The 18,782-nt window shown below is 67.7% G+C and carries 17 protein-coding genes and 1 tRNA gene; 9 read left to right on the forward strand and 9 right to left on the reverse strand.

Annotation, left to right across the window (positions count from 1 at the left end; translation table 11 throughout):
* Nucleotides 1-41: 41 nt before the first annotated feature.
* Nucleotides 42-1,583 (reverse strand): DHA2 family efflux MFS transporter permease subunit, encoded by a 1,542-nt coding sequence (locus tag RT655_RS12045; RefSeq protein WP_313536982.1) that lies wholly within the window; start codon nucleotides 1,581-1,583, stop codon nucleotides 42-44.
* Nucleotides 1,584-1,732: 149 nt separating this feature from the next.
* On the opposite strand from RT655_RS12045, the gene RT655_RS12050 reads away from it, so the two are divergent.
* Together RT655_RS12050 and RT655_RS12055 are read left to right on the forward strand one after the other, a co-directional pair.
* Nucleotides 1,733-2,782 (forward strand): 3-oxoacyl-[acyl-carrier-protein] synthase III C-terminal domain-containing protein, encoded by a 1,050-nt coding sequence (locus tag RT655_RS12050; protein ID WP_313536984.1) that lies wholly within the window; start codon nucleotides 1,733-1,735, stop codon nucleotides 2,780-2,782.
* Complete coding sequence (locus RT655_RS12055) at nucleotides 2,779-3,282, forward strand: isoprenylcysteine carboxylmethyltransferase family protein (RefSeq protein WP_313536986.1); 504 nt, start codon at nucleotides 2,779-2,781, stop codon at nucleotides 3,280-3,282. The genes RT655_RS12050 and RT655_RS12055 overlap by 4 nt, the downstream gene beginning before the upstream one ends.
* On the opposite strand, the gene RT655_RS12060 is transcribed toward RT655_RS12055, so the two are convergent.
* The 3 genes from RT655_RS12060 to RT655_RS12070 all read right to left on the reverse strand — a co-directional run bounded on the left by RT655_RS12060 (nucleotide 3,272) and on the right by RT655_RS12070 (nucleotide 5,604).
* The gene (locus RT655_RS12060; protein WP_313536988.1) at nucleotides 3,272-3,541 is read right to left on the reverse strand and encodes a hypothetical protein; all 270 of its coding nucleotides are present in this window, start codon (nucleotides 3,539-3,541) and stop codon (nucleotides 3,272-3,274) included. The genes RT655_RS12055 and RT655_RS12060 overlap by 11 nt on opposite strands.
* Before the next feature lie 117 nt (nucleotides 3,542-3,658).
* A complete protein-coding gene (locus RT655_RS12065; protein ID WP_313536990.1) occupies nucleotides 3,659-4,906 on the reverse strand; it encodes a dipeptidase in 1,248 nt (415 codons plus the stop codon).
* Nucleotides 4,903-5,604 (reverse strand): XRE family transcriptional regulator, encoded by a 702-nt coding sequence (locus RT655_RS12070; RefSeq protein WP_313536992.1) that lies wholly within the window; start codon nucleotides 5,602-5,604, stop codon nucleotides 4,903-4,905. Before RT655_RS12070 ends, RT655_RS12065 begins: the two co-directional genes overlap by 4 nt.
* A gap of 84 nt (nucleotides 5,605-5,688) precedes the next feature.
* Here RT655_RS12070 and RT655_RS12075 point away from each other — a divergent pair, with 84 nt between their 5' ends.
* From RT655_RS12075 to RT655_RS12105, 7 genes are all read left to right on the forward strand, one after another.
* Nucleotides 5,689-7,686 (forward strand): serine hydrolase domain-containing protein, encoded by a 1,998-nt coding sequence (locus tag RT655_RS12075; RefSeq protein ID WP_313536994.1) that lies wholly within the window; start codon nucleotides 5,689-5,691, stop codon nucleotides 7,684-7,686.
* On the forward strand, nucleotides 7,686-8,675 hold the full coding sequence (locus RT655_RS12080) for a dipeptide epimerase (protein WP_313536996.1): 990 nt from the start codon (nucleotides 7,686-7,688) through the stop codon (nucleotides 8,673-8,675). Before RT655_RS12075 ends, RT655_RS12080 begins: the two co-directional genes overlap by 1 nt.
* Nucleotides 8,672-9,955 (forward strand): peptide MFS transporter, encoded by a 1,284-nt coding sequence (locus tag RT655_RS12085; RefSeq protein ID WP_313536998.1) that lies wholly within the window; start codon nucleotides 8,672-8,674, stop codon nucleotides 9,953-9,955. The genes RT655_RS12080 and RT655_RS12085 overlap by 4 nt, the downstream gene beginning before the upstream one ends.
* A gap of 62 nt (nucleotides 9,956-10,017) precedes the next feature.
* A complete protein-coding gene (locus tag RT655_RS12090; RefSeq protein ID WP_313537000.1) occupies nucleotides 10,018-12,321 on the forward strand; it encodes a TonB-dependent receptor in 2,304 nt (767 codons plus the stop codon).
* A gap of 2 nt (nucleotides 12,322-12,323) precedes the next feature.
* A complete protein-coding gene (locus RT655_RS12095) occupies nucleotides 12,324-13,379 on the forward strand; it encodes a DUF1611 domain-containing protein (RefSeq protein ID WP_313537002.1) in 1,056 nt (351 codons plus the stop codon).
* Nucleotides 13,367-14,506, forward strand: coding sequence for a hypothetical protein (locus RT655_RS12100; protein WP_313537004.1), 1,140 nt, complete (start codon nucleotides 13,367-13,369; stop codon nucleotides 14,504-14,506). Before RT655_RS12095 ends, RT655_RS12100 begins: the two co-directional genes overlap by 13 nt.
* Nucleotides 14,507-14,508: 2 nt before the next feature.
* Complete coding sequence (locus tag RT655_RS12105; RefSeq protein WP_313537006.1) at nucleotides 14,509-16,467, forward strand: serine hydrolase domain-containing protein; 1,959 nt, start codon at nucleotides 14,509-14,511, stop codon at nucleotides 16,465-16,467.
* 158 nt (nucleotides 16,468-16,625) lie between these two features.
* Here RT655_RS12105 and RT655_RS12110 read toward each other — a convergent pair.
* The 5 genes from RT655_RS12110 to infA form a co-directional block, all read right to left on the reverse strand.
* Nucleotides 16,626-16,701, reverse strand: a tRNA-Phe gene (locus RT655_RS12110).
* A 31-nt stretch (nucleotides 16,702-16,732) separates the two neighbouring features.
* On the reverse strand, nucleotides 16,733-16,915 hold the full coding sequence (locus RT655_RS12115; RefSeq protein ID WP_313537008.1) for a DNA gyrase inhibitor YacG: 183 nt from the start codon (nucleotides 16,913-16,915) through the stop codon (nucleotides 16,733-16,735).
* Nucleotides 16,916-16,920: 5 nt separating this feature from the next.
* Nucleotides 16,921-17,871 (reverse strand): ribonuclease, encoded by a 951-nt coding sequence (locus RT655_RS12120; RefSeq protein ID WP_313537010.1) that lies wholly within the window; start codon nucleotides 17,869-17,871, stop codon nucleotides 16,921-16,923.
* Nucleotides 17,864-18,433, reverse strand: coding sequence for a nucleoside triphosphate pyrophosphatase (locus RT655_RS12125; protein ID WP_313537012.1), 570 nt, complete (start codon nucleotides 18,431-18,433; stop codon nucleotides 17,864-17,866). The genes RT655_RS12120 and RT655_RS12125 overlap by 8 nt, the downstream gene beginning before the upstream one ends.
* A gap of 13 nt (nucleotides 18,434-18,446) precedes the next feature.
* Nucleotides 18,447-18,665, reverse strand: coding sequence for a translation initiation factor IF-1 (gene infA / locus RT655_RS12130; RefSeq protein ID WP_003049127.1), 219 nt, complete (start codon nucleotides 18,663-18,665; stop codon nucleotides 18,447-18,449).
* Between the last annotated feature and the right edge of the window lie 117 nt (nucleotides 18,666-18,782).

The raw sequence follows: 18,782 nt of genomic DNA on the forward strand, positions 1-18,782 counted from the left end.
GTGTCCGGAGAATGACGGCGGAGCCGGTTCGTTCCTGTTAGTCAGGGGCTCGTATCGCTGGGCGGCGCACGGCGAACCCAGAACAGCGCGAGCACTGCCAAGATGGTCAACAGGCCGCACAGCAGCCAGGCGGTGTTGACGGCGGGCACCAGCGCCGCCTTCTCGACCAGCGGCCGCACCATTTCGGTAGCGAAGTCGTCGAGCGGCTGGCCGCGCTGCTCAAGAAAGGCCTCGCGCGGGATACCGATCCGTACCGCGGTGGCGACGTCTCCCGCGCGCAGCTGGTCCGCGATCTGGTTGCCGGCGACCTGGGCGCGGCTGAAGATCGTGCTGTCGATCAGCGCCAGGCCGACCGCGCCACCCAGGTTGCGCATCAGGTTGAACAGCCCGCTGCCATCGGCGACCAGCCGATCGGGCAGGCGCCCGAGTGCCATGCGGGTCGGCGGCAGCAGGCAGAACATGATTGCCGCGCCGCGAACGATTTGCGGCAGGATCATCGCGGTGAAGTCGGTCTGCTCGGTCTGTCCGGTGCTGAGCAGAAGGCCGATGGCGAACAGCACGAAGCCGAAGGCGGTTAGCAGGCGGGGATCCACCCTGCGCTCGGCATAGACCGCGATCGGCGCAGTCAGCAGCTGGGTGCAGCCCGTCACCAGCATGATCTCGCCGATGCGAAGTGGCCCGTGCTCGCGCACCAGGCCGAGGAAAAACGGCATCAGATAGGTGGAGCCGAACAAGCCGAAGCCGAGGACAAAACTGAGCACGCAGCCGATCGTGAAGTTTCGATCGGCGAAGCAGCGCAGTTCCACGATCGGCGCATGCGATACCAGCGTTCGCCACGCAAAGCCGCCCGCGCCGGCGGCGGCAACGGCGAGCAGCCCCAGCACGCGCGGGGCCGTCCAGCCGAACGTCGGCGCATCCTTGAGGCCGATTTGCAGGGCAATCAGCGCGGTGGCAAGCAGCGCCAGCGCCAGTAAATCGACCGGACGCCGTTCCCGACGCCCCACGGCGGCACCGCGCAGAAAATACAGCGCCCCTAGCCCCGCGACGATCCCAGGCACGATGTTTACGCGGAACAGCCAGTGCCAGGAAAAGGATTGGGTGATCCAGCCTCCGACGATCGGCCCGACGGTGGGCGCCAGGACCGCAGCCACCCCGGCGATGGTGGTCGCCAGGGCCTGGGCGCGGGGTGGAAACAACAGGAACACCGCGGCGAACACCGCGGGGATCAGCGTGCCGCCGGCAAAGCCCTGCACGATCCGCCAGGCCACCAATTGCGCGAATCCGGTGCTGGCCGCGCAGCCGATTGAGGCCAGGGTGAACAGGCTGATCGCCGCGAAGAACAACCATCGCATGCCGAGGCGCGCAGTAAGAAAGCCGGTCAGCGGTATCGCGACGATCTCCGCGGTGAGATAGGCGGTCTGCACCCACACCATCTGATCGGGCGCGATGCCCAGCGCCGCCTGGATGGCGGGCAGCGATGTCGCGACGATCTGGATGTCGAGGATCGCCATGAACATGCCCAGGCACATCAGAACGAAGCCTGCCCATTGGCGATAGCCAGTTCGGTCGGTTTCGCCTAGCATGGGGATAGCCGTATCAACCGAGCGTTCCGTCACCGATCCCCCCTGCGACTCCCGCCGTGATAGCGCAGGCAAGGAACTCGCTGTCGGCCAATTCGTTGCGCGGCTGAACCTTTTTCGCCGGTGCGCCGGTAAGTCAGGCGGTAGCCTTCATGCAGCCGGTGTCGATTCTTTCGCTAGCAACCGAAACGCCTTCCCACATCCTGACGCAGACCGAGGCTCTCGCCACCGCTCGCGACCTGATTGGCGACCAATTCAGCGATTTCGAGCGGCTTGCCGCGGTCTATGCCAATGCCGGCATTCAGACGCGTCAGTTGGCCAGACCCGTCGATTGGTATCGCAGCCCGCGCAGCTTTCTCGAACGCACCGACGCCTATCTGGAGGTCGCGCTGGATCTGTGGGTCACCGCGGCAATTCGGGCGATGGACGAGGCCGGCGTGCCGGCAGGGCGGATCGATACCATCGTCACCATCTCCTCCACCGGTATCGCCACGCCCAGCCTTGAGGCGCGGGCGATGGCGCGGATCGCCTTCCGGAACGACGTCGCGCGGGTACCGGTGTTCGGGCTTGGTTGCGCGGGTGGCGCCACCGGCCTGGGTCTCGCGAGCAAATTGGCGCGTGCCACGCCGGGCTCCGCCATCCTGTTCGTCGCGGTCGAACTCTGCAGCCTGGCGCTGCGGACCGACCGCGCGGACAAGGCGGACCTTGTCTCCACCGCGCTGTTCGGCGACGGCGCCGCGGCATGCGTGCTGCGCAGCGGCGAGGACGGCTTCGTCCAGATCACCGGCAGCGCGGAGAAGACCTGGAGCGATACGCTCGACATCATGGGATGGCAGGCGGAGCCGACCGGCCTGGGTGTCGTGCTCAACCGGGCAATTCCCGTTTTCGCGCGGAAGGAAATGCGACAGGCCATGCAGGAAATGCTCGCGCCCCAGGGGCTGGCGATCGAGGATGTCGACCAGTTCATTTGCCATCCGGGCGGCGCCAAGGTGGTGGATGCCATCGAAAGCGCGCTGGCGCTCAACCAGGGCGCGCTGGTGAAGGAGCGCGAGGTGTTGCGCGACCATGGCAACATGTCGGCACCCACCGTGCTGTTCGTGCTGGACCGGTATCGACGTGAGGGTCTGCCCAAGCTGTCGGTGCTCAGCGCACTCGGTCCGGGCTTTACCGCTTCGTCGCTCACGTTACGGTGCGCGGCATGAACGCGGCCTATGCCATCATGGCTTTCGTCACCCTGCAGCGGCTGAGCGAACTGGTGATCGCGCGGCGAAATACCGCGCGACTCCTTGCCGAGGGCGCGCATGAGGTGGGCGGGGAGCATTATCCTGTGATGGTGGCGCTGCACACCGCGTGGCTGGCGGTGCTGTGGTTCACCGTCGGCGATCGACCCATCTTTCTGCCGCTGCTCGCAGTGTTCGCCGTGCTGCAGCTGCTGCGCGTCTGGGTCCTGGCGACGCTGGGGCCGCGCTGGACGACGCGCATCATCGTCACGCGCGATGCCCCGCTGGTACGGCGCGGACCCTTCCGCTTCGTGCGGCATCCCAATTACATGGTCGTCACCGCGGAAATCGCGGTCCTGCCGCTGACCTTCGGACTCGTCTGGGTCGCGCTGCTGTTCACGTTGCTCAACGCGGCGATGCTGACGGTCCGGATCCGTGCGGAAAATCGTGCGCTGTACGGCGGCGAACGCGTCAGCGCTTAGCCGCGGCTTCGCGCTCTGCCCGGATGCGCAGCATCGCGGCGTGGCAGGTGGGGGAGGTCTGATCGATCTTGACGATCATGCACGCCTCCACCTTCTTCCGGCTCAGCGACTTCATTTCCGCCGTGCACAAGCGCCGCGCTTCCTGCACACACGCTTTCTTGCCCGGGTCAGGCTGCGGCGATGCGGCTGCCTGCCCGGCGCTCGCCAGCATGGCGCTTGCGACAACGAGGAGGCGGGTGGGGCCGAGGATCATCAACATTCCTTAGGATAGTGGTCCGGCAGACCGACGGTACCATCTGTAGCCAACCGTCGGCAAAAGATCGACTCCAGCCTGAGCGCGTACCGAAAGCCGCGTCCTCCGCCTCCAGCGGGATGCTCAGCCTGGCTTGCCGGCCTGCGCCGCGCGGCGCATCCGCGCGGCAACGCGTTCCGCGGACTCCATCACGCGCAGGACGTTCCCCCCGGCCAATTTGGCGATATCCGCATCGCTCCAGCCGCGGCGCATCAGCTCGGCGAGCAACGCCGGATAGGTCGAGACGTCGCCCAGACCCTGCGGCAAGGTTTCGCCCACCCCGTCGAAGTCGGAGCCCAGGCCGACATGGTCCATCCCGGCCAGCTTCGCGATATGCTCGACATGGTCCGCCACCTGGGCCAGCGTCACCGCCGGCGCGGGATGGCCGGCGAGCCAGGCGGCGTAATCTGCCGCAGCCTTGTCAGGCTGGCCAATGTCGATCCCGTCATAGGGCGGGGAGTTGAGCCGCGCCTTTTCGGCGAGCGCATCCGCCGACCAGCGGCGATAGGCCTCGGAGACATAGGCGGGGGCATAATTGACCATCACCACGCCGCCATTTTGCGCAACCAGCTTCAGCACCGCGTCGGACACGTTGCGCGGATGGTCGTCGATCGCGCGCGCGCTCGAATGCGAGAAAAGTACCGGCGCCTGGGTCACCGCCAGCGCATCGCGCATCGTTTTCTCGCTGACGTGCGACAGATCGACGAGCATGCCGAGGCGATTGAGCTCCAGTACCACCTTGCGGCCGAAGTCGGTGAGCCCGTTGTGCTTCGGATCGTCGGTCGCGGAATCCGCCCATTCGATCGCGCGCGAATGCGTGAGCGTCAGATAGCCCGCGCCCAGCGCAGCATAGGTGCGCAGGACGGACAGGCTGCCGTCGATCTGGCCCCCGCCTTCCACCCCGATCAGGCAGGCGATGCGCTGTGCGGCGTGGATGCGGCGCACATCGGCAGCGGTGCGCGCCAGCGCGAACACGTCGGGATAGCGATCGGGAAGCGATCGCACGAGATCGATCTGCTCGAGCGTCTGCTCGACCTGTTCCTTGCCGGGGAGCGCGGGCGACACCCAGACCGACCAGAATTGCCCGCCGACCATCCCGCGCCGCAATCGTAGGATATCGGTATTGTAAGCGGTCTTGCTGGCCGCGAGATCGCGCAGATCGCTGGTCCACCGCTCGTCGCCCTGGCGCTCGCGAAGCGCTTCGGGCCAATCGTTGTGGCCATCGATCAGCGGCGTATCCCGAAGGACCCGCGCCACGCGGGTCGCCTCGTTCTGCGCTAAAGCCGGGGTGGTGGCCGTCAGCGCGACTGCGACAAGCAGCGCGGCCTTCATCGCGCGCCACCGGAAGCGGGGGCAGACGGGTGCCGTTTCTCGGCACCGCCTTCCTGCTGCCCGTGATGAAGGTGCAAGAGTGATTCCATCAGTTCCTCCTCCGCGCTCGACATCACCGCCAGCACCTCCGCCTCCTCGCAGCCTGCGGCGGCGAGATACGCGTGGCCCATGCTCGAATCGAGATAGATGGCTTGGCCCGGCTCAAGGATCACCGGATCGTAGAATTCCGTCTGCACCTCGACGCGGCCGCTGAGCACGTACAGGAATTCCTCGCCGGAGTGGCGGACCTGGTCGCCGAACTGCTCGGCCGACCGCGCCCGGATCTTGGTGACCACGGGGATCATCCGCTTGCGGCGCAGCTCGGTGCAGAGATAGTAATAATCGTAGTTCGGCGTCTCCACCCGCACGGCACGGTCGACGTCACCGAGGCTGCGGCGCGCGGTGACCGGCTGCACCGCGGACGTCTCCGGCGGGGTCTCGGCAAAGAGATCGGTCATGCGCATGCCCAGCCGCTGCGCCAGCGCCTGCAGCTTGTCATAGGTGAGCGTGAGGCGATCATGCTCGATCTTGGAGAGAGTCGAGACGGGAATACCCGACCTCGCGCTCATTTCCTTGAGCGTCCAGCCTTCTCGCGCGCGAAGTCCCTTCAGAAGCGTCCCCAGCGTCGCGGTCGATGTCGGCAAGGCGGCGGTCTCCATAGCCCGTTGACGATTGTCCTAATCAGGATAAACATGTCCCAATCAGGATGCTGGATACAGTATCGAAACGGAGGGGTCTCGGCAATGGGCACGATCGTTCGACGTCTGGGATGGCTTGGCGCGTTGGCGGCCGCGACGATCGGCCTGGCCGCGCCGGCGCAGCAACCCAAGCCCGCCACGCCTCCCACCGTGCCGAATAGCGCAGCGCAGGCGGCGCCGCCGCCCGCCCAGGGTACGCATACACTGACCGGGGCGGACGTCACCGCCTGGCTCGACGGCTATATGCCCTATGCCCTGCACAGCGGCGACGTCGCCGGCGCCGTGGTTACGGTGGTGCGCGACGGGCAGGTGATCGCGGCGCGCGGCTATGGCTTTGCCGACATCGCCAAGCGTCGCCCCGTGGATCCCGCCCGCACGCTGTTCCGCCCCGGCTCCGTCTCGAAGCTCGTCACCTGGACCGCGGTGATGCAGCAGGTGGAAGCGGGGCGGATCGACCTCGATGCCGACGTGACCCGCTATCTCGATTTCCGGATTCCGGCCTATCAGGGCAGGCCGATCACGATGCGCCAGATCATGACGCATACCGCCGGATTCGAGGAGGCGAACAAGAAGCTGATCACCTATGATGCGGCGGATGTGGAGCCGATCGGCGCCTATCTGAAGCGGCATGTCCCCGCCCGGGTCTATGCCCCCGGCACGACACCGGCCTATTCCAACTGGGCGACCACGCTGGCCGGTTACATCGTCGAGCGCGTTTCGGGCATGCGGTTCGATGACTATGTCGAGCAGCGGATCTTCCGCCCGCTCGACATGCGCACCGCTAGTTTCCGCCAGCCGCTGCCGGCACCGCTTCGATCGCTCGCGGCCGAGGGCTATCCGCTGGCCTCGGAGGCGCCCAAGCCCTTCGAGATCGTTGTGCCCGGCCCCGCCGGCGCGCTGTCCGCCTCGGGTCTCGACATGGCCAAGTTCATGATCGCGCATCTGGAGCAGGGACGCGGTATCCTCCGGCCGGAGACGGCGGCGCTGATGCATGCCAGCCCGCTCGGCAAGATCGACCCGCGCTCGCTGATCCCGCCGCTCAACCGGATGGAACTGGGCTTCTTCGACACCGACATCAACGGCCGCAAGGTCATCGCGCATCTCGGCGACACCAACCAGATGCACACGTCGCTGCACCTGTTCCTGGCGGAGCGGACCGGGCTGTACGTGTCGTTCAATGCGGCGGGACGCGAGGGCGCCGCGCATGTGATCCGCGGCCAGCTGTTCCAGGATTTCGCCGATCGCTATTTTCCCGCGACGATGCGTGACGGCCGCGTCGATGCGGCGACGGCGAAGCGGCATGCGCAAGCCATGGCGGGGCAGTGGCAGGTCAGCCGCGGTTCGTTCACCAACTTCGTCGATATCCTCAACCTGTTCGGCCAGGCCAACGCGACCGTCGATGCGGCGGGACGGCTGGTCATCCCCTCGGTGAAGGGCGCCAACGGCGTGCCGGTCACCTGGGTCGAGATCTCGCCCTATGTCTGGCGCGACGTCGCGGGGCATGATCGCCTTGCGGCGCAATTGGTGAACGGCAAGCCCGTCCGCTGGAGTTTCGATCTCGTCTCGCCCTTCATGGTATGGGATCGGGTACCCGCCTACCGTTCCGCGGCGTGGCTGATGCCGGCCCTGTATGCGAGCATCGCCGTGCTGCTGCTGACGGTGCTGGCCTGGCCCGCCGGCTGGTGGATCCGCCGGCGGACGCAGTCTGCCGCGACGCTCGGCGGATGGTCGCGGCGGGCGGTGCGCGCCACGCGGATCATGGCGCTGGCCGATCTGCTGATGCTCGGCGGCTGGTTCTGGCTGATCTCGGTCTTGTTCGGCGATGTCGCCCCCGCCGATGCCGCGCTGCTGCTCGTCCAGTTCGCCAGCGTGATCGTGTTCGTCGGCGCGGTGGGGATCAGCGGGTGGAACGCGTGGTGCGCCGTGCATGACGGACGGCGCTGGACGCGCAAGCTCTGGGCAGCGCTGGTGCTGCTCGCGACGCTGGTGCTGCTGTGGATGGCCTGGGCATTCCACCTCCTCGCGATCACGGTGCACTACTGATGCTCCGGCTGGTGACCGAGACCGTATCGCTGCGGCTCGCCCGGCCCTTCCGCATCGCTGGCTATGTTTTCGACGTGGCCGAGGTACTGCGGGTCTCGATCGACGACGGCACGCATCGGGGGCGCGGTGAGGGGGCGGGGGCCTATTATCTCGGCGACGACCTGCCGAACATGCTGGCTGATATCGCGGCAGCGCGGGCTGCCATCGAGGCAGGCCCGACGCGGGAGGAACTGCGCGCGCTGATGCCGGCAGGCGGCGCGCGAAATGCGGTAGATGCGGCGCTATGGGAGCTCGAGGCGCAGCGCACGGGCCTGCCGATCTGGCGGTTGGCCGGGCTCGACGCGCCGCCCCGGCCGATCGTCACGACCTTCACCGTCAGCGCCGACACGCCCGCAGCGATGGCCGAGGCGGCCCGCACCTACGCCCAGGCGCGATCGATCAAGGTCAAACTGACCGGCGACCTGCCGCTCGATCTGGCGCGCGTCGCTGCGATCCGGGCGGCGCGGCCCGATGTCTGGCTGGGCGTTGATGGCAATCAGGGTTTTGATCGGGACGCGCTCGGCGCGCTGGTGACGGGACTGGTGCCGCACCGTGTCTCGCTGCTCGAACAGCCGCTCCCGCGCGGTGCCGAGGCCGATCTCGACGGTTATCGCGCCGCCATCCCGCTGGCCGGGGACGAGAGCCTGTTGACGCTGGCCGATGTGGCGGGCGCGAAGGGGCGCTTCGACGTGGTCAACATCAAGCTCGACAAGTGCGGTGGGCTTACCGAGGGTCTGTTGGTGGCGGCGGAGGCGCGGCGGCTGGGGCTAGGCGTGATGGTCGGCACGATGATCGCCTCGAGCCTGGCGACCGCGCCCGGATTCGTGCTCGGCCAGATCGCCGATCTCGTCGATCTGGATGGCCCAATCTTCCTTTCGGAGGACCGAACACCCGGCGTCGTCTACCAGGACGGGACGCTGTTCGCCGGCCCCGAGGTCTGGGGCGAATGACCGTCGAGGGCGCCGCGGCTCCCAGCTGGTTGGGTCAGCCGCGCGGGCTGACGGTGCTGTTCCTGACCAACATGTGGGAGCAATTCTCCTATTACGGCATGCGCGCGCTGCTGGTCTATTACATGACCAAGCAGCTTCTGCTGCCACAGGGCCAGGCCTCGCTGATTTATGGGGCCTATACCGCCTGCGCCTATTTCACCCCGATCCTGGGCGGGGTGATTGCGGACCGCCTGCTGGGAAAACGGCGGGCGATCCTGCTCGGCGGGTCGATCATGGCGATCGGGCATTTCATGATGGCGTTCGAACCGCTGTTCTATCCGGCCCTGGTTACCATCGCACTGGGCAACGGCCTGTTCCTGCCGAGCCTGCCGAGCCAGATCGACGATCTCTACGCGCCGGGCGACCCGCGCGTGGGGTGGGCCTACAACGTTTATTATGTCGGCGTGAACATCGGCGGATTTCTTGCGCCGCTGCTCTGCGGGACGCTGGGCGAGGTTCTGGGCTGGCATTACGGCTTCGGCGCTGCGGGTATCGGCATGGTCGTCGGGCTCTGCATCTATATCTGGGGGCAGCGCTATCTGCCCTCGCCGCGTTCGACAGCGAGAGCACCGGCCACGACGGCGCAGCCCCGCGGACGCTTTCCGCGTGACATCATACTGCTGCTGGTCGCCGTGGCACTGTGCGTCACCGTATTCCGGGCGGCGTATGAGCAGGCGGGGAACACCGTGGCACTCTGGGCGGATACCAGCGTCGATCGCCGCGCCGCCGGAGCGACGATCCCGATGACCTGGTTCCAGTCGTTGAATCCGTTGTTCGTGATGGCAATGACCCCGCCGCTGCTGGTGCTGTGGCGCCGCCGTGCGGCGCGCGGCGGGGCGGAGCGCCCGGTTCGGCGCATGGCCGTGGGGGCGTTGCTGGTCGCGGGTGCGTTTCTCTTGCTGGCGGCGCTGGCCACGGCTGGGGGCAAGGCACACTGGCCGTGGCTCGCCTTGTTCTTCGCGTTGCTGACCTTTGGCGAGTTGCACATCCTGCCGACCGGGCTGGGCCTGTTCGCTCGGCTGGCACCGACGGGACTTGGCGCGACCACCGTCGCCGCCTGGTATCTCGCCACGTTCGGCGGCAGCCTCGCCGCCGGGCTGGTCGGGACGCTGTGGACGCAACTGGGCCATGGCGGCTTTTTCCTGCTGCTTGCAGGGCTCGCGGCCGTGGCCGCGCTGCTGCTCATGATGATCGACCCCGCCGCCCGCCGCATACTCGATAGTCAAATGGTACAGAAGTAGGTTGACTATTCTCCAATCAGGACATTAGCATCCTGATCAGCAAATAGGGGAGAGGAGCTGCCATGAGGAGCATCCGTCGGGCCGCCATGGCCACCAGCATATTGGCGCTTCTCACCGCGGGCGGGGCCGCGGCACAGGCCCTTCCCGACACGCGGCAGAATGGCGAGGCCACCACCGGCGACGACATCATCGTTACCGCCCAGAAGCGCGAGCAGACGCTGGCGCAAGTGCCGCAATCGATCTCGGTACTCGGCGGCGACGCGTTGGAGCAACGACAGGCGCGCACCATCGCCGATTATGCCGCGCTCGTCCCCGGGCTCTCGTTCGAATCCGGCAATCCCGGACAGACGCGCGTCGTCCTCCGCGGTATCAATGCCGGCGGGGCGAGTCCGACGGTGGCCGTCTATCTGGATGACACGCCCTTCGGCTCGAGCACCAGCCAGACCAACGGCGCGACGCTCGCGGGGGACTTCGACACCTTCGACATCGAGCGGCTGGAAGTGCTCCGCGGACCGCAAGGCACGCTGTACGGCGCCAACTCGCTAGGCGGCGTGGTCAAATATGTCACCGTCGCCCCCAAGCTGGGCGAATGGCAGGCACGCGGGCAGGCGGGCATCGAAACGGTGAAGGGCGGCGATGTCGGCTATTCGGGCAACGCCGTTCTCAATGTGCCGCTGGGCGACAAGATCGCCGTGCGCGCGAGCGGCTTCTATCGCCGGACCGGCGGCTATATCGACGCGATCGGTCTGCGGGACGACAACATCAACCGCGCCGACAGCTATGGCGGCCGTGCATCGCTGCTCGTCCAGCCGACGGATCGCCTGTCGCTGCGGGCGACCGCCGTATTGCAAAATATCGACGTGGATTCGCGCAACGCCTTTGATGCCGATCCAGCGACGCTGGCACCGATCGCTGCCGATCCGTTCACCGGCGCGCCCACCGGCGGTGGCGAGTTGCGCTACCAGCTATTCCCCGATCAGAACCGCGTCCGCTATCGCCTCTACACCGGCACGCTCGCCTATGACTTCGGCTTCGCGACGCTGACCTCGGTCACCAGCTACAGCCGCCAGGTGGCGACGGATCGCAGCGACGTGTCGTACAACGAGGGCGGCGACGGCCTCACGCTGGCGCAACTGGCGTCTGCCGGCGTCTATGGCCTGTCACCCGATGCCTATGGGATCTATTATCCCAACCAGTCGACGCAGAAGAAATTCACCCAGGAGGCGCGGATCGCGTCCAACGGATCGAGCAGGGTTGAGTGGCTCGTCGGCGGCTATTTCACCCGCGAGCCCGGACAGCTCTTCCAGCGTTATTTCCCGTATGACAATGCGACGGGCAAGGCGGTGACGCCAGTGCCTGCAATCCCCGGCTTCTCCGATCTCGCCTTTGCGCAGCTGGATTCCGTGTACAAGGAATATGCCGGTTTCGGCAGCGCGACCGTCCATTTCTCCGACCGCTTCGATCTCACCCTGGGCGGCCGCTACAGCCATAACGACCAGCGCACGACGCAATTGCTCGACGGCATCCTGTTCGGTGGGCGGTCGGAGAGCCGCGTCACGTCCTCGGAAGGCGTGTTCACCTGGTCTGCCGCGCCCCGGTTCGAGTTTGCGCCGCACAGCGAAGTCTATGCGCGCGTCGCCAAGGGGTATCGCCCGGGCGGGCCCAATGTCGTGCCCCCGGGCGCGCCGGCGGATTACCCGACCAGGACCGATGCCGACACGCTGATGAGCTATGAGGCGGGCATCCGCGCACAGACGGCGGATCGCAGCTTCGGCATCGATCTCTCCGCCTATTATCTCGACTGGGACAAGACGCTGATTGTCGCCACCTTCCAGTCCGACGCGGGCCCGATCACCGCCGATGCAAATGGTCGCGGCGCACGGGTGCACGGCTTCGAGGCGACTGCCGCGCTCCGCCCGATCCGCGGCTTCGACGTGACGGCGACGGTTGCGTACAATCATTCGCGGCTGCGCGGCGACACCGCCAATGGCGGGCTCGACGGCGACCAACTGCCGTTCGCGCCGCGCTGGAACGCGAATGTCTCTGCGGAATATCGCTGGGACTTGCGTGGAGCCAAGCCCTATGTCGGTGCGGATATTTCCGCCGTGAGCGATCGGCCCGGCAATTTCGACCTAGTGTATCGCGACACCTATGGCAGACGCCTGATCTTCGATGGCTACAGCACCGTCAACCTTCGCGCAGGCGCGGCGTTGGGACGCCTAGACCTTTCCCTCTATGCCCGAAACCTCGGCAATTCGCGCGGGCTCGTGGCTGCGGGCACCTACCGGACGCGGCCAAATGGCGGCATCGCGGTGAGCCCGATTCAGCCGCGCACGATCGGCGCCACGCTCGGCCTGCGTTTTTGACGATGGGCGTCGCGACCAGCGCGGAACCCCGGCCGCCCGCGCCCGCGGTCCATGTACTGAAGGCGCCCTATCTGCTGTTCCTCGGCGATGCCGTCGAGTCCGGCTTTGCAAAGACGGCGCTGGGGCTTCGCGATTGGGCAGGCGACAAATGTCTGGCGGAGCATGCCTTGCCCGCTGCGACCGTGACCACCGGCCTGCCGCGGATGTCGCCGGCGGCGGCGGCGGCGGCGGGCGCGCGCTCGATGGTGATCGGCGTGGCCAATCAGGGCGGGGTCGTCCCCGACTCCTGGCTTCCGGCATTACTCGAAGGGGCGGCGGCGGGGCTGGATGTCGTCGCGGGGCTCCATACCCGGCTGACGGAGATCGCGCCGCTTCATGCGGCGGCGCTGCAGGCCGGGGTCCGGCTGATCGACGTGCGCGTGCCGCCGCCCGGTCTGCCGATCGCCAGCGGAGCCAAGCGGACGGGGCGGCGGCTGCTGACGGTGGGCACCGATTGCGCGCTCGGCAAGAAATACACCGCGCTCGCCATCGCCCGCGGTCTGCAGGCGCGGGGTATCGATGCGCAGTTCCGCGCGAGCGGGCAGACCGGCATCATGATCGCGGGCGAGGGTATCGCCATCGACGCGGTGGTTGCGGACTTCGCGGCGGGCGCGGCGGAACGCTTGAGCCCGGACGCATCGCCGCGGCATCTGGACGTGATCGAAGGCCAGGGATCGTTGTTGCATCCCGCCTACGCCGCGGTGTCGCTGGCATTGCTCCACGGCAGCCAGCCCGATCTGTTCGTCGTCTGCCACCAGCCGGGGCGCGCGCAGATCCTCGGCACGCCTGGTTATGCCGTGCCCTCGATCGAGGCCGTGATCGCCCAGACGATCGCCATCGGGCGGTTGACCAACCCGGCGATCCGCTGCGTCGGCGTCAGCCTCAACACCGCGGGGATGACTGCCGATGCGGCAGCGGAGGAGATCGCGCGGACGGCGCAGCGCATCGGACTTCCTGCCGCCGATCCCATTCGTGGCGGCGACGCGTTCCAGCGGCTGCTCGACGCATGCGAGGCCTGACCCCCGCCGCGGCCGATCGCCTGCGGCGATTGGTGCTGCCGGGGCTGGCGTTCAAGGCCGTCGTGATCGGCGGCGGTTATGCGACCGGACGCGAGCTCGCCGAATTCTTCCTTCCGGCCGGGCCCTGGGGCGGGGTGCTGGCGATGTTGCTGGCAACCTTGATCTGGAGTGTCGTCGCCGCCGCAACCTTCCGCTTCGCCCATGCGATCGGCGCGCGCGACTATCGCACCTTTTTCCAGGCGCTGCTGGGGCGCGGATGGGTGGCGTTCGAGGCAGCCTATGCGCTGTTCATCATCGTCGTGCTCGCCGTCTTCGGCGCGGCGGCGGGTGCGATCGGCACTGCGGTTTTCGGGCTTCACCCGCTGATTGGTACCTTGGCGCTGCTTGTCGGGATCGTCGCCTGCGTTGCCTGGGGCAATCGCAGCGTGGAACGCGTGTTCCTGTGGGTTTCGGTGCTGCTCTATGCCACCTATGCGGCGTTTCTGGTGCTTGCCCTCACCGAGATCGGGGGGCGCATCGGTGCGGCCTTCGCGGATGGGGCGCCCTTGGGGGCGGGCTGGGCGCTCGGCGGCGTCACCTATGCCGGCTACAACATCGTCGGCGCGGTGATCGTGCTGCCGGTGACCCGCCATTTCCGTTCGGGTCGCGATGCGGTGATTGCCGGCGCGCTCGCCGGCCCCCTTGCGATGCTGCCGGCCTTGCTGTTCCTCGTCTGCATGGCTGCATTCCTGCCCGAGATCGCCGGCGCGGTGCTCCCCTCGGACTTCATGCTCGTCCGGCTCGGGCACCCGATCTTTCACCTGCTGTTCCAGCTCATGATCTTTGCTGCGCTGCTCGAAAGCGGCACCGGCGCCGTGCACGCGGTCAACGAGCGGATCGCGCGGGGGCGGGGTCAGGTTCGCCTGGGCCCCGTCGCACGCGCCCTGCTCACGCTGGCGTTGCTGGCGCCCTGCATGTTGCTGGCGGACCGGGTCGGTCTCGTCGGCCTGATCGCGGGCGGATACCGCCTGCTCGCCGTGCTGCTGATTGCGATTTACGTCGTACCGCTGCTGGTGGCGACGCTGTTCCGGCGCGGCCATGCCGAGCACAGGATCCCGCAAAACCTGCCAGGCGAACCGAGAGGATGAGGATGAAGAAGCCCCTGATAGCGCTGCTCGCGATGTTCCTCGTCGCTGCCACGCAGGTTGCGCCGCCGCCCATCGCACCCCCCCCGCGCCCGGCGGCCGACGTCGCAACGGCGCCTGTCGTCCCGTCGCAGACGCCGCAGCTCACCGCGGCGGACGTCGGCGCCTGGCTCGACGGCTACATGCCTGCCTCGCTCAAGGCGGGCAAGATCGCGGGCGCGCAGGTGGCCATCGTCAAGGACGGCGCGGTGCTGTTCGAAAAAGGCTATGGTTATGCGGACGTAGCGGCGAAGACGCCGATGGATCCGCGGCGATCGCTGATGCGCATAGGCTCGACCTCGAAGCTGCTGACCTGGACCGCGGTGATGCAGCTGGTCGAGGCGGGCAGGATCGACCTGAACGCCGATGTGAACCGCTATCTCGATTTCCGCATCACCCCGCCGGGGCGCGCGGTGACGATCAACGACCTGATGCAGCATCGCGGTGGTTTCGAGGAGGGGTTGAAGGATCTGCTGGCGAGCGACCCCAAGCTGCTCAAGACCACCGAGCGCTATCTGAAAGAAAATACGCGCCCCTTCCTCTTCGAGCCCGGCGAGGCGCCGGCCTATTCCAATTACGGCGTGGCGCTCGCCGGCTATATCGTCCAGCGGGTCTCGGGCGAATCGTTCGAGGCTTATGTCGCGCGCCACATCACCGGCCCGCTGGGCATGGCGCGTACCACCTTCGCGCAGCCGCTCCCGCCGGCGCTCGCCCCGCTGGCGGCCAAGGGCTATGCGACAAGCGACGGACCGCCGCAGCCCTATGAGCTGGTCGGCACCGCGCCGGCGGGCAGCGTGGCAACCACCGCCGACGACATGGCGCGCTTCATGCTGATGCAACTTGGCGAGGGCAGCTACGGCGGGGCAACCATCCTGAAGCCCGCCACCATCGCGTTCCTGCACCGTCCCTCCACGCCGCCGGCGCCCGGTTTCGATACCATGGCGCATGGCTTCTTCTGGATGATGCGCAACGGTACGCCGGTGATCGGGCATGGCGGCGATACCATCGTGTTCCACACCGATCTCAACCTGCTGCCGGACAAGAAGGTCGGCATCTTCGTCAGCTTCAGCAGCCGCGGCGAAAACGACGCGGTGTACGGCGTTCGCGAGCGGCTGTTCGACCTGTTCATGGACCGCTATTTCCCCGTGCCGCTCCCGCCGATGCAGCCTGCGATTGCCAGCGCCGCACGGGACGCGCAGGCGCTCGCCGGACATTATGAGAGCACGCGGCGGGTGGAGACGGGGTTCATCAGCCTGTTCTACCTGCTCCAGCAGGACCAGGTGCGCGCCGAACCCGACGGCACGATCCAGCTGTCGTCGATCGAGGGCAAGCGCTTCCGCGAGATATCGCCGGGCCTGTGGCGTGAGCTGGACGGAACCCGGCTGCTCCGCGTCACCGAACTGGGCGGCCGCCGCGCGATCGTCGACAGCCAGAACCCGGTAGGTGTGCTGCAGGCGGTTCCCCTCTCCCGCAATGCGACCGTCTTCCAGTCTGTCCTCGGTCTGTCGCTGCTGGTGCTGGTAGTCACCATACTGGTCTGGCCGGTGGGGTGGTGGGTCCGTCGCCGCTTCCGGGCCCCCCCGGCGGCGGCGGGGCGGGTCGTGTGGACGCGGCGGCTGGTACGGATCGGCGCGATCGCCGATCTGGCCTATCTGGGGGGCTGGTATGCCATTCTTTCACCCATCCTCGGCCAGCATGTCGATGCGTACAATGCCACGCTCGACGCGCCGATCCGCCTGCTGCAGGTCGCGGCGATCGTGCCCGTCACGGCGGCGGGCCTGGGGTTGTGGAACCTCGCCGAGATGTTCCGTGCCCCGTTCGGCTGGGCCATGCGGCTACGCGCCGCATTGGCGGCGATGGCGCTGCTGGGCATCCTGTGGGTCGCGTCCGTGGCGCATCTCATCGGCTGGAGCCTGAACTATTGACGGCCAGCTGGACGCGCCAAATTGGCGTGCCCAGCCCGCCAACAGCGCCGATCGCCTGGCGACCGACCCCTGGCACCATCATCGCCGGTCGCGCCAGACAACGGCATAGCCGTGTCCATCGGATTCGTTCGCGCGCGGGATGTCTGCGGAGAGGTGGATGGTGCCCGGGGACGGAGTCGAACCGCCGACACTGCGATTTTCAGTCGCATGCTCTACCAACTGAGCTACCCGGGCACACCGGCGGAGCCGCCGGGGAGCGCGCCTGTTAGTCGGGGAATTCGTGGCTGTCCAGTCCCGATTGCAGATTTGTTTGCGCCCGCTCACCGGGCACGCGATAGCCCTCGCCCAGCCATTGCAGCAGGTCGCGATCCTTGCAGCCGCGGCTGCAGAAGGGCTTGAAGTCCTGGGCGGTGGGCTTGCCGCAGATCGGGCAGGCGTCGCGGGGCATGGGGTTCACTCCTTGGGGGTCACGAACTGGACCGTGCCGCCCATGCGCCGGGCGAGGCTGTCGGTCCAGTCGGGCTCGCGCGCCAGGCGGCGGGCGATTCGGGCATCCACCATATGGGTGCCCGGGACCGGCGGGGGAAGGCGTTCGAGCCGGCGAAGCTCGGCGCGGGTGGCGGCGCCGACCGGATCGGCGTGAAGCAGCTCGGGCAGCGAAGGGCGGGTGCGGCGGCGGACGATCTGGAGGAAGCCGAAGCCGTTGACCGCGGTGCGCTCGAAGGGCTGGGGGAGTGCTGCGTCGATTGCCTCGGCGACCGCGTTGCGCGCGCCCTTGCTGCTCAGCGTGGGAAAGTCGATGCCGATCGATCCGCCGATGCCGAAGCGCTCGATCGCGCGGGCGACGGCGTGCGCGGCAGCGATGGACAGCGGCTCGAGCGGGCCGGCGCCGTCGACGTCGAACAGCGTCATAGCCGGAGTAGGGGACATACGCAGCGCGCCGCCGGGGAAAGCGATCTCGCCGCTATAGGCTTCGTCGAGCAGCTCGGACCAGCCGGCCGCTTCCAACGCGTCAGCCTCATGGGGGCGCAGCGGGCGCACCGGATGGTCGCTGGCGGTGATGCGGGCGAGCAGGTCGGGGCCGTCGCCCAGTGGCGCCTCAGGGGGTGCGGGGACGGCCTTGGGGAGCTTGGCGCGGCCGGGTTCGGGGATCGCCTCGCGGACGATCTTCACGCGCAGCGCCGCGCCTTGCGTGATGCCCTTGGGGAACGGGTCGCACAGCGCCTCGCCGCCCTGATCGAGCGTCACCTTGCCGGTGGACTTGTCGGCGAGCCGTGCCGCGCAGATCGCGCCGACCTGGGGGCGCGTGCCCGCCAGCTCGATCCGCGCCTGCCAGATGGTACCGCGCGCGACGAGGGCGGCACGGTTCTCGCCGATCCCCGCCTCGTACAGCCACTCAGCCAAGGGGATAGCCGGCGCCGGCGAGCAGCGCGCGGGCTTCGAACACCGGCAGGCCGACCACGCCCGAATGGCTACCCGAGAGGAAGCGCACGAACGCCTCGGCCTTGCCCTGGATGGCATAGCCGCCCGCCTTGCCCATGCCTTCGCCGCTGGCGACGTACCAATCGATATCCGCGTCGCTGAGGCGCTTGAAAGCAACCACGGTGTCGGAGACGCGGGTGCGGGCCTTGCCGTCGGGGCCGATCACGCAGAGTGCCGAGAGGCAATGGTGGCGGCGGCCGGAAAGCAGCGCCAGCATGCGGCGCAGATCGGCCTCGTCTTCGGGCTTGCCGAGGATGCGGCGGCCGACGGCGATGCTGGTGTCGCCGGCAAGGACGATCTCGTCCTCGGCACGGTCGACCGCATGCGCCTTGGCGGTGGCGACGCGCAGCACATAGGGTCGCGGCAGCTCGCCGGGGCGGACATCCTCGTCCACATCGGGCGCAGCGACGCGATCGGGCGCGGCGCCGATCCGGGTGAGCAGATCGAGCCGTCGCGGCGAAGTGGAAGCGAGCACGAGCCGCATGGGCCGCGCCTGCTTACTTGAAGCGGTAGGTGATGCGGCCCTTGGTCAGGTCGTACGGGGTCAGCTCGACGAGCACCTCGTCGCCGACCAGCACGCGGATGCGGTTCTTGCGCATCTTGCCGGCGGTGTGGCCGAGAATCTCATGGTCGTTCTCAAGCCGGACGCGGAACATGGCGTTGGGGAGAAGCTCCACAACCTGTCCACGCATTTCAAGCAGTTCTTCTTTGGCCAAAAAATGCCTCTCAGGGATTAGCGCGCGTAAAAGTGCGTCGCCCTTACAGCGCTGGAAGGAAAAAGGGAAGGCGGCGCGGCACGGGCGCGTGTCTTCGTGCGGAATGTGGGGATCGGT

Origin of the sequence: Sphingomonas sp., assembly GCF_032114135.1 — a bacterium.
In the GTDB taxonomy this organism is placed as follows: Bacteria; Pseudomonadota; Alphaproteobacteria; order Sphingomonadales; family Sphingomonadaceae; genus Sphingomonas.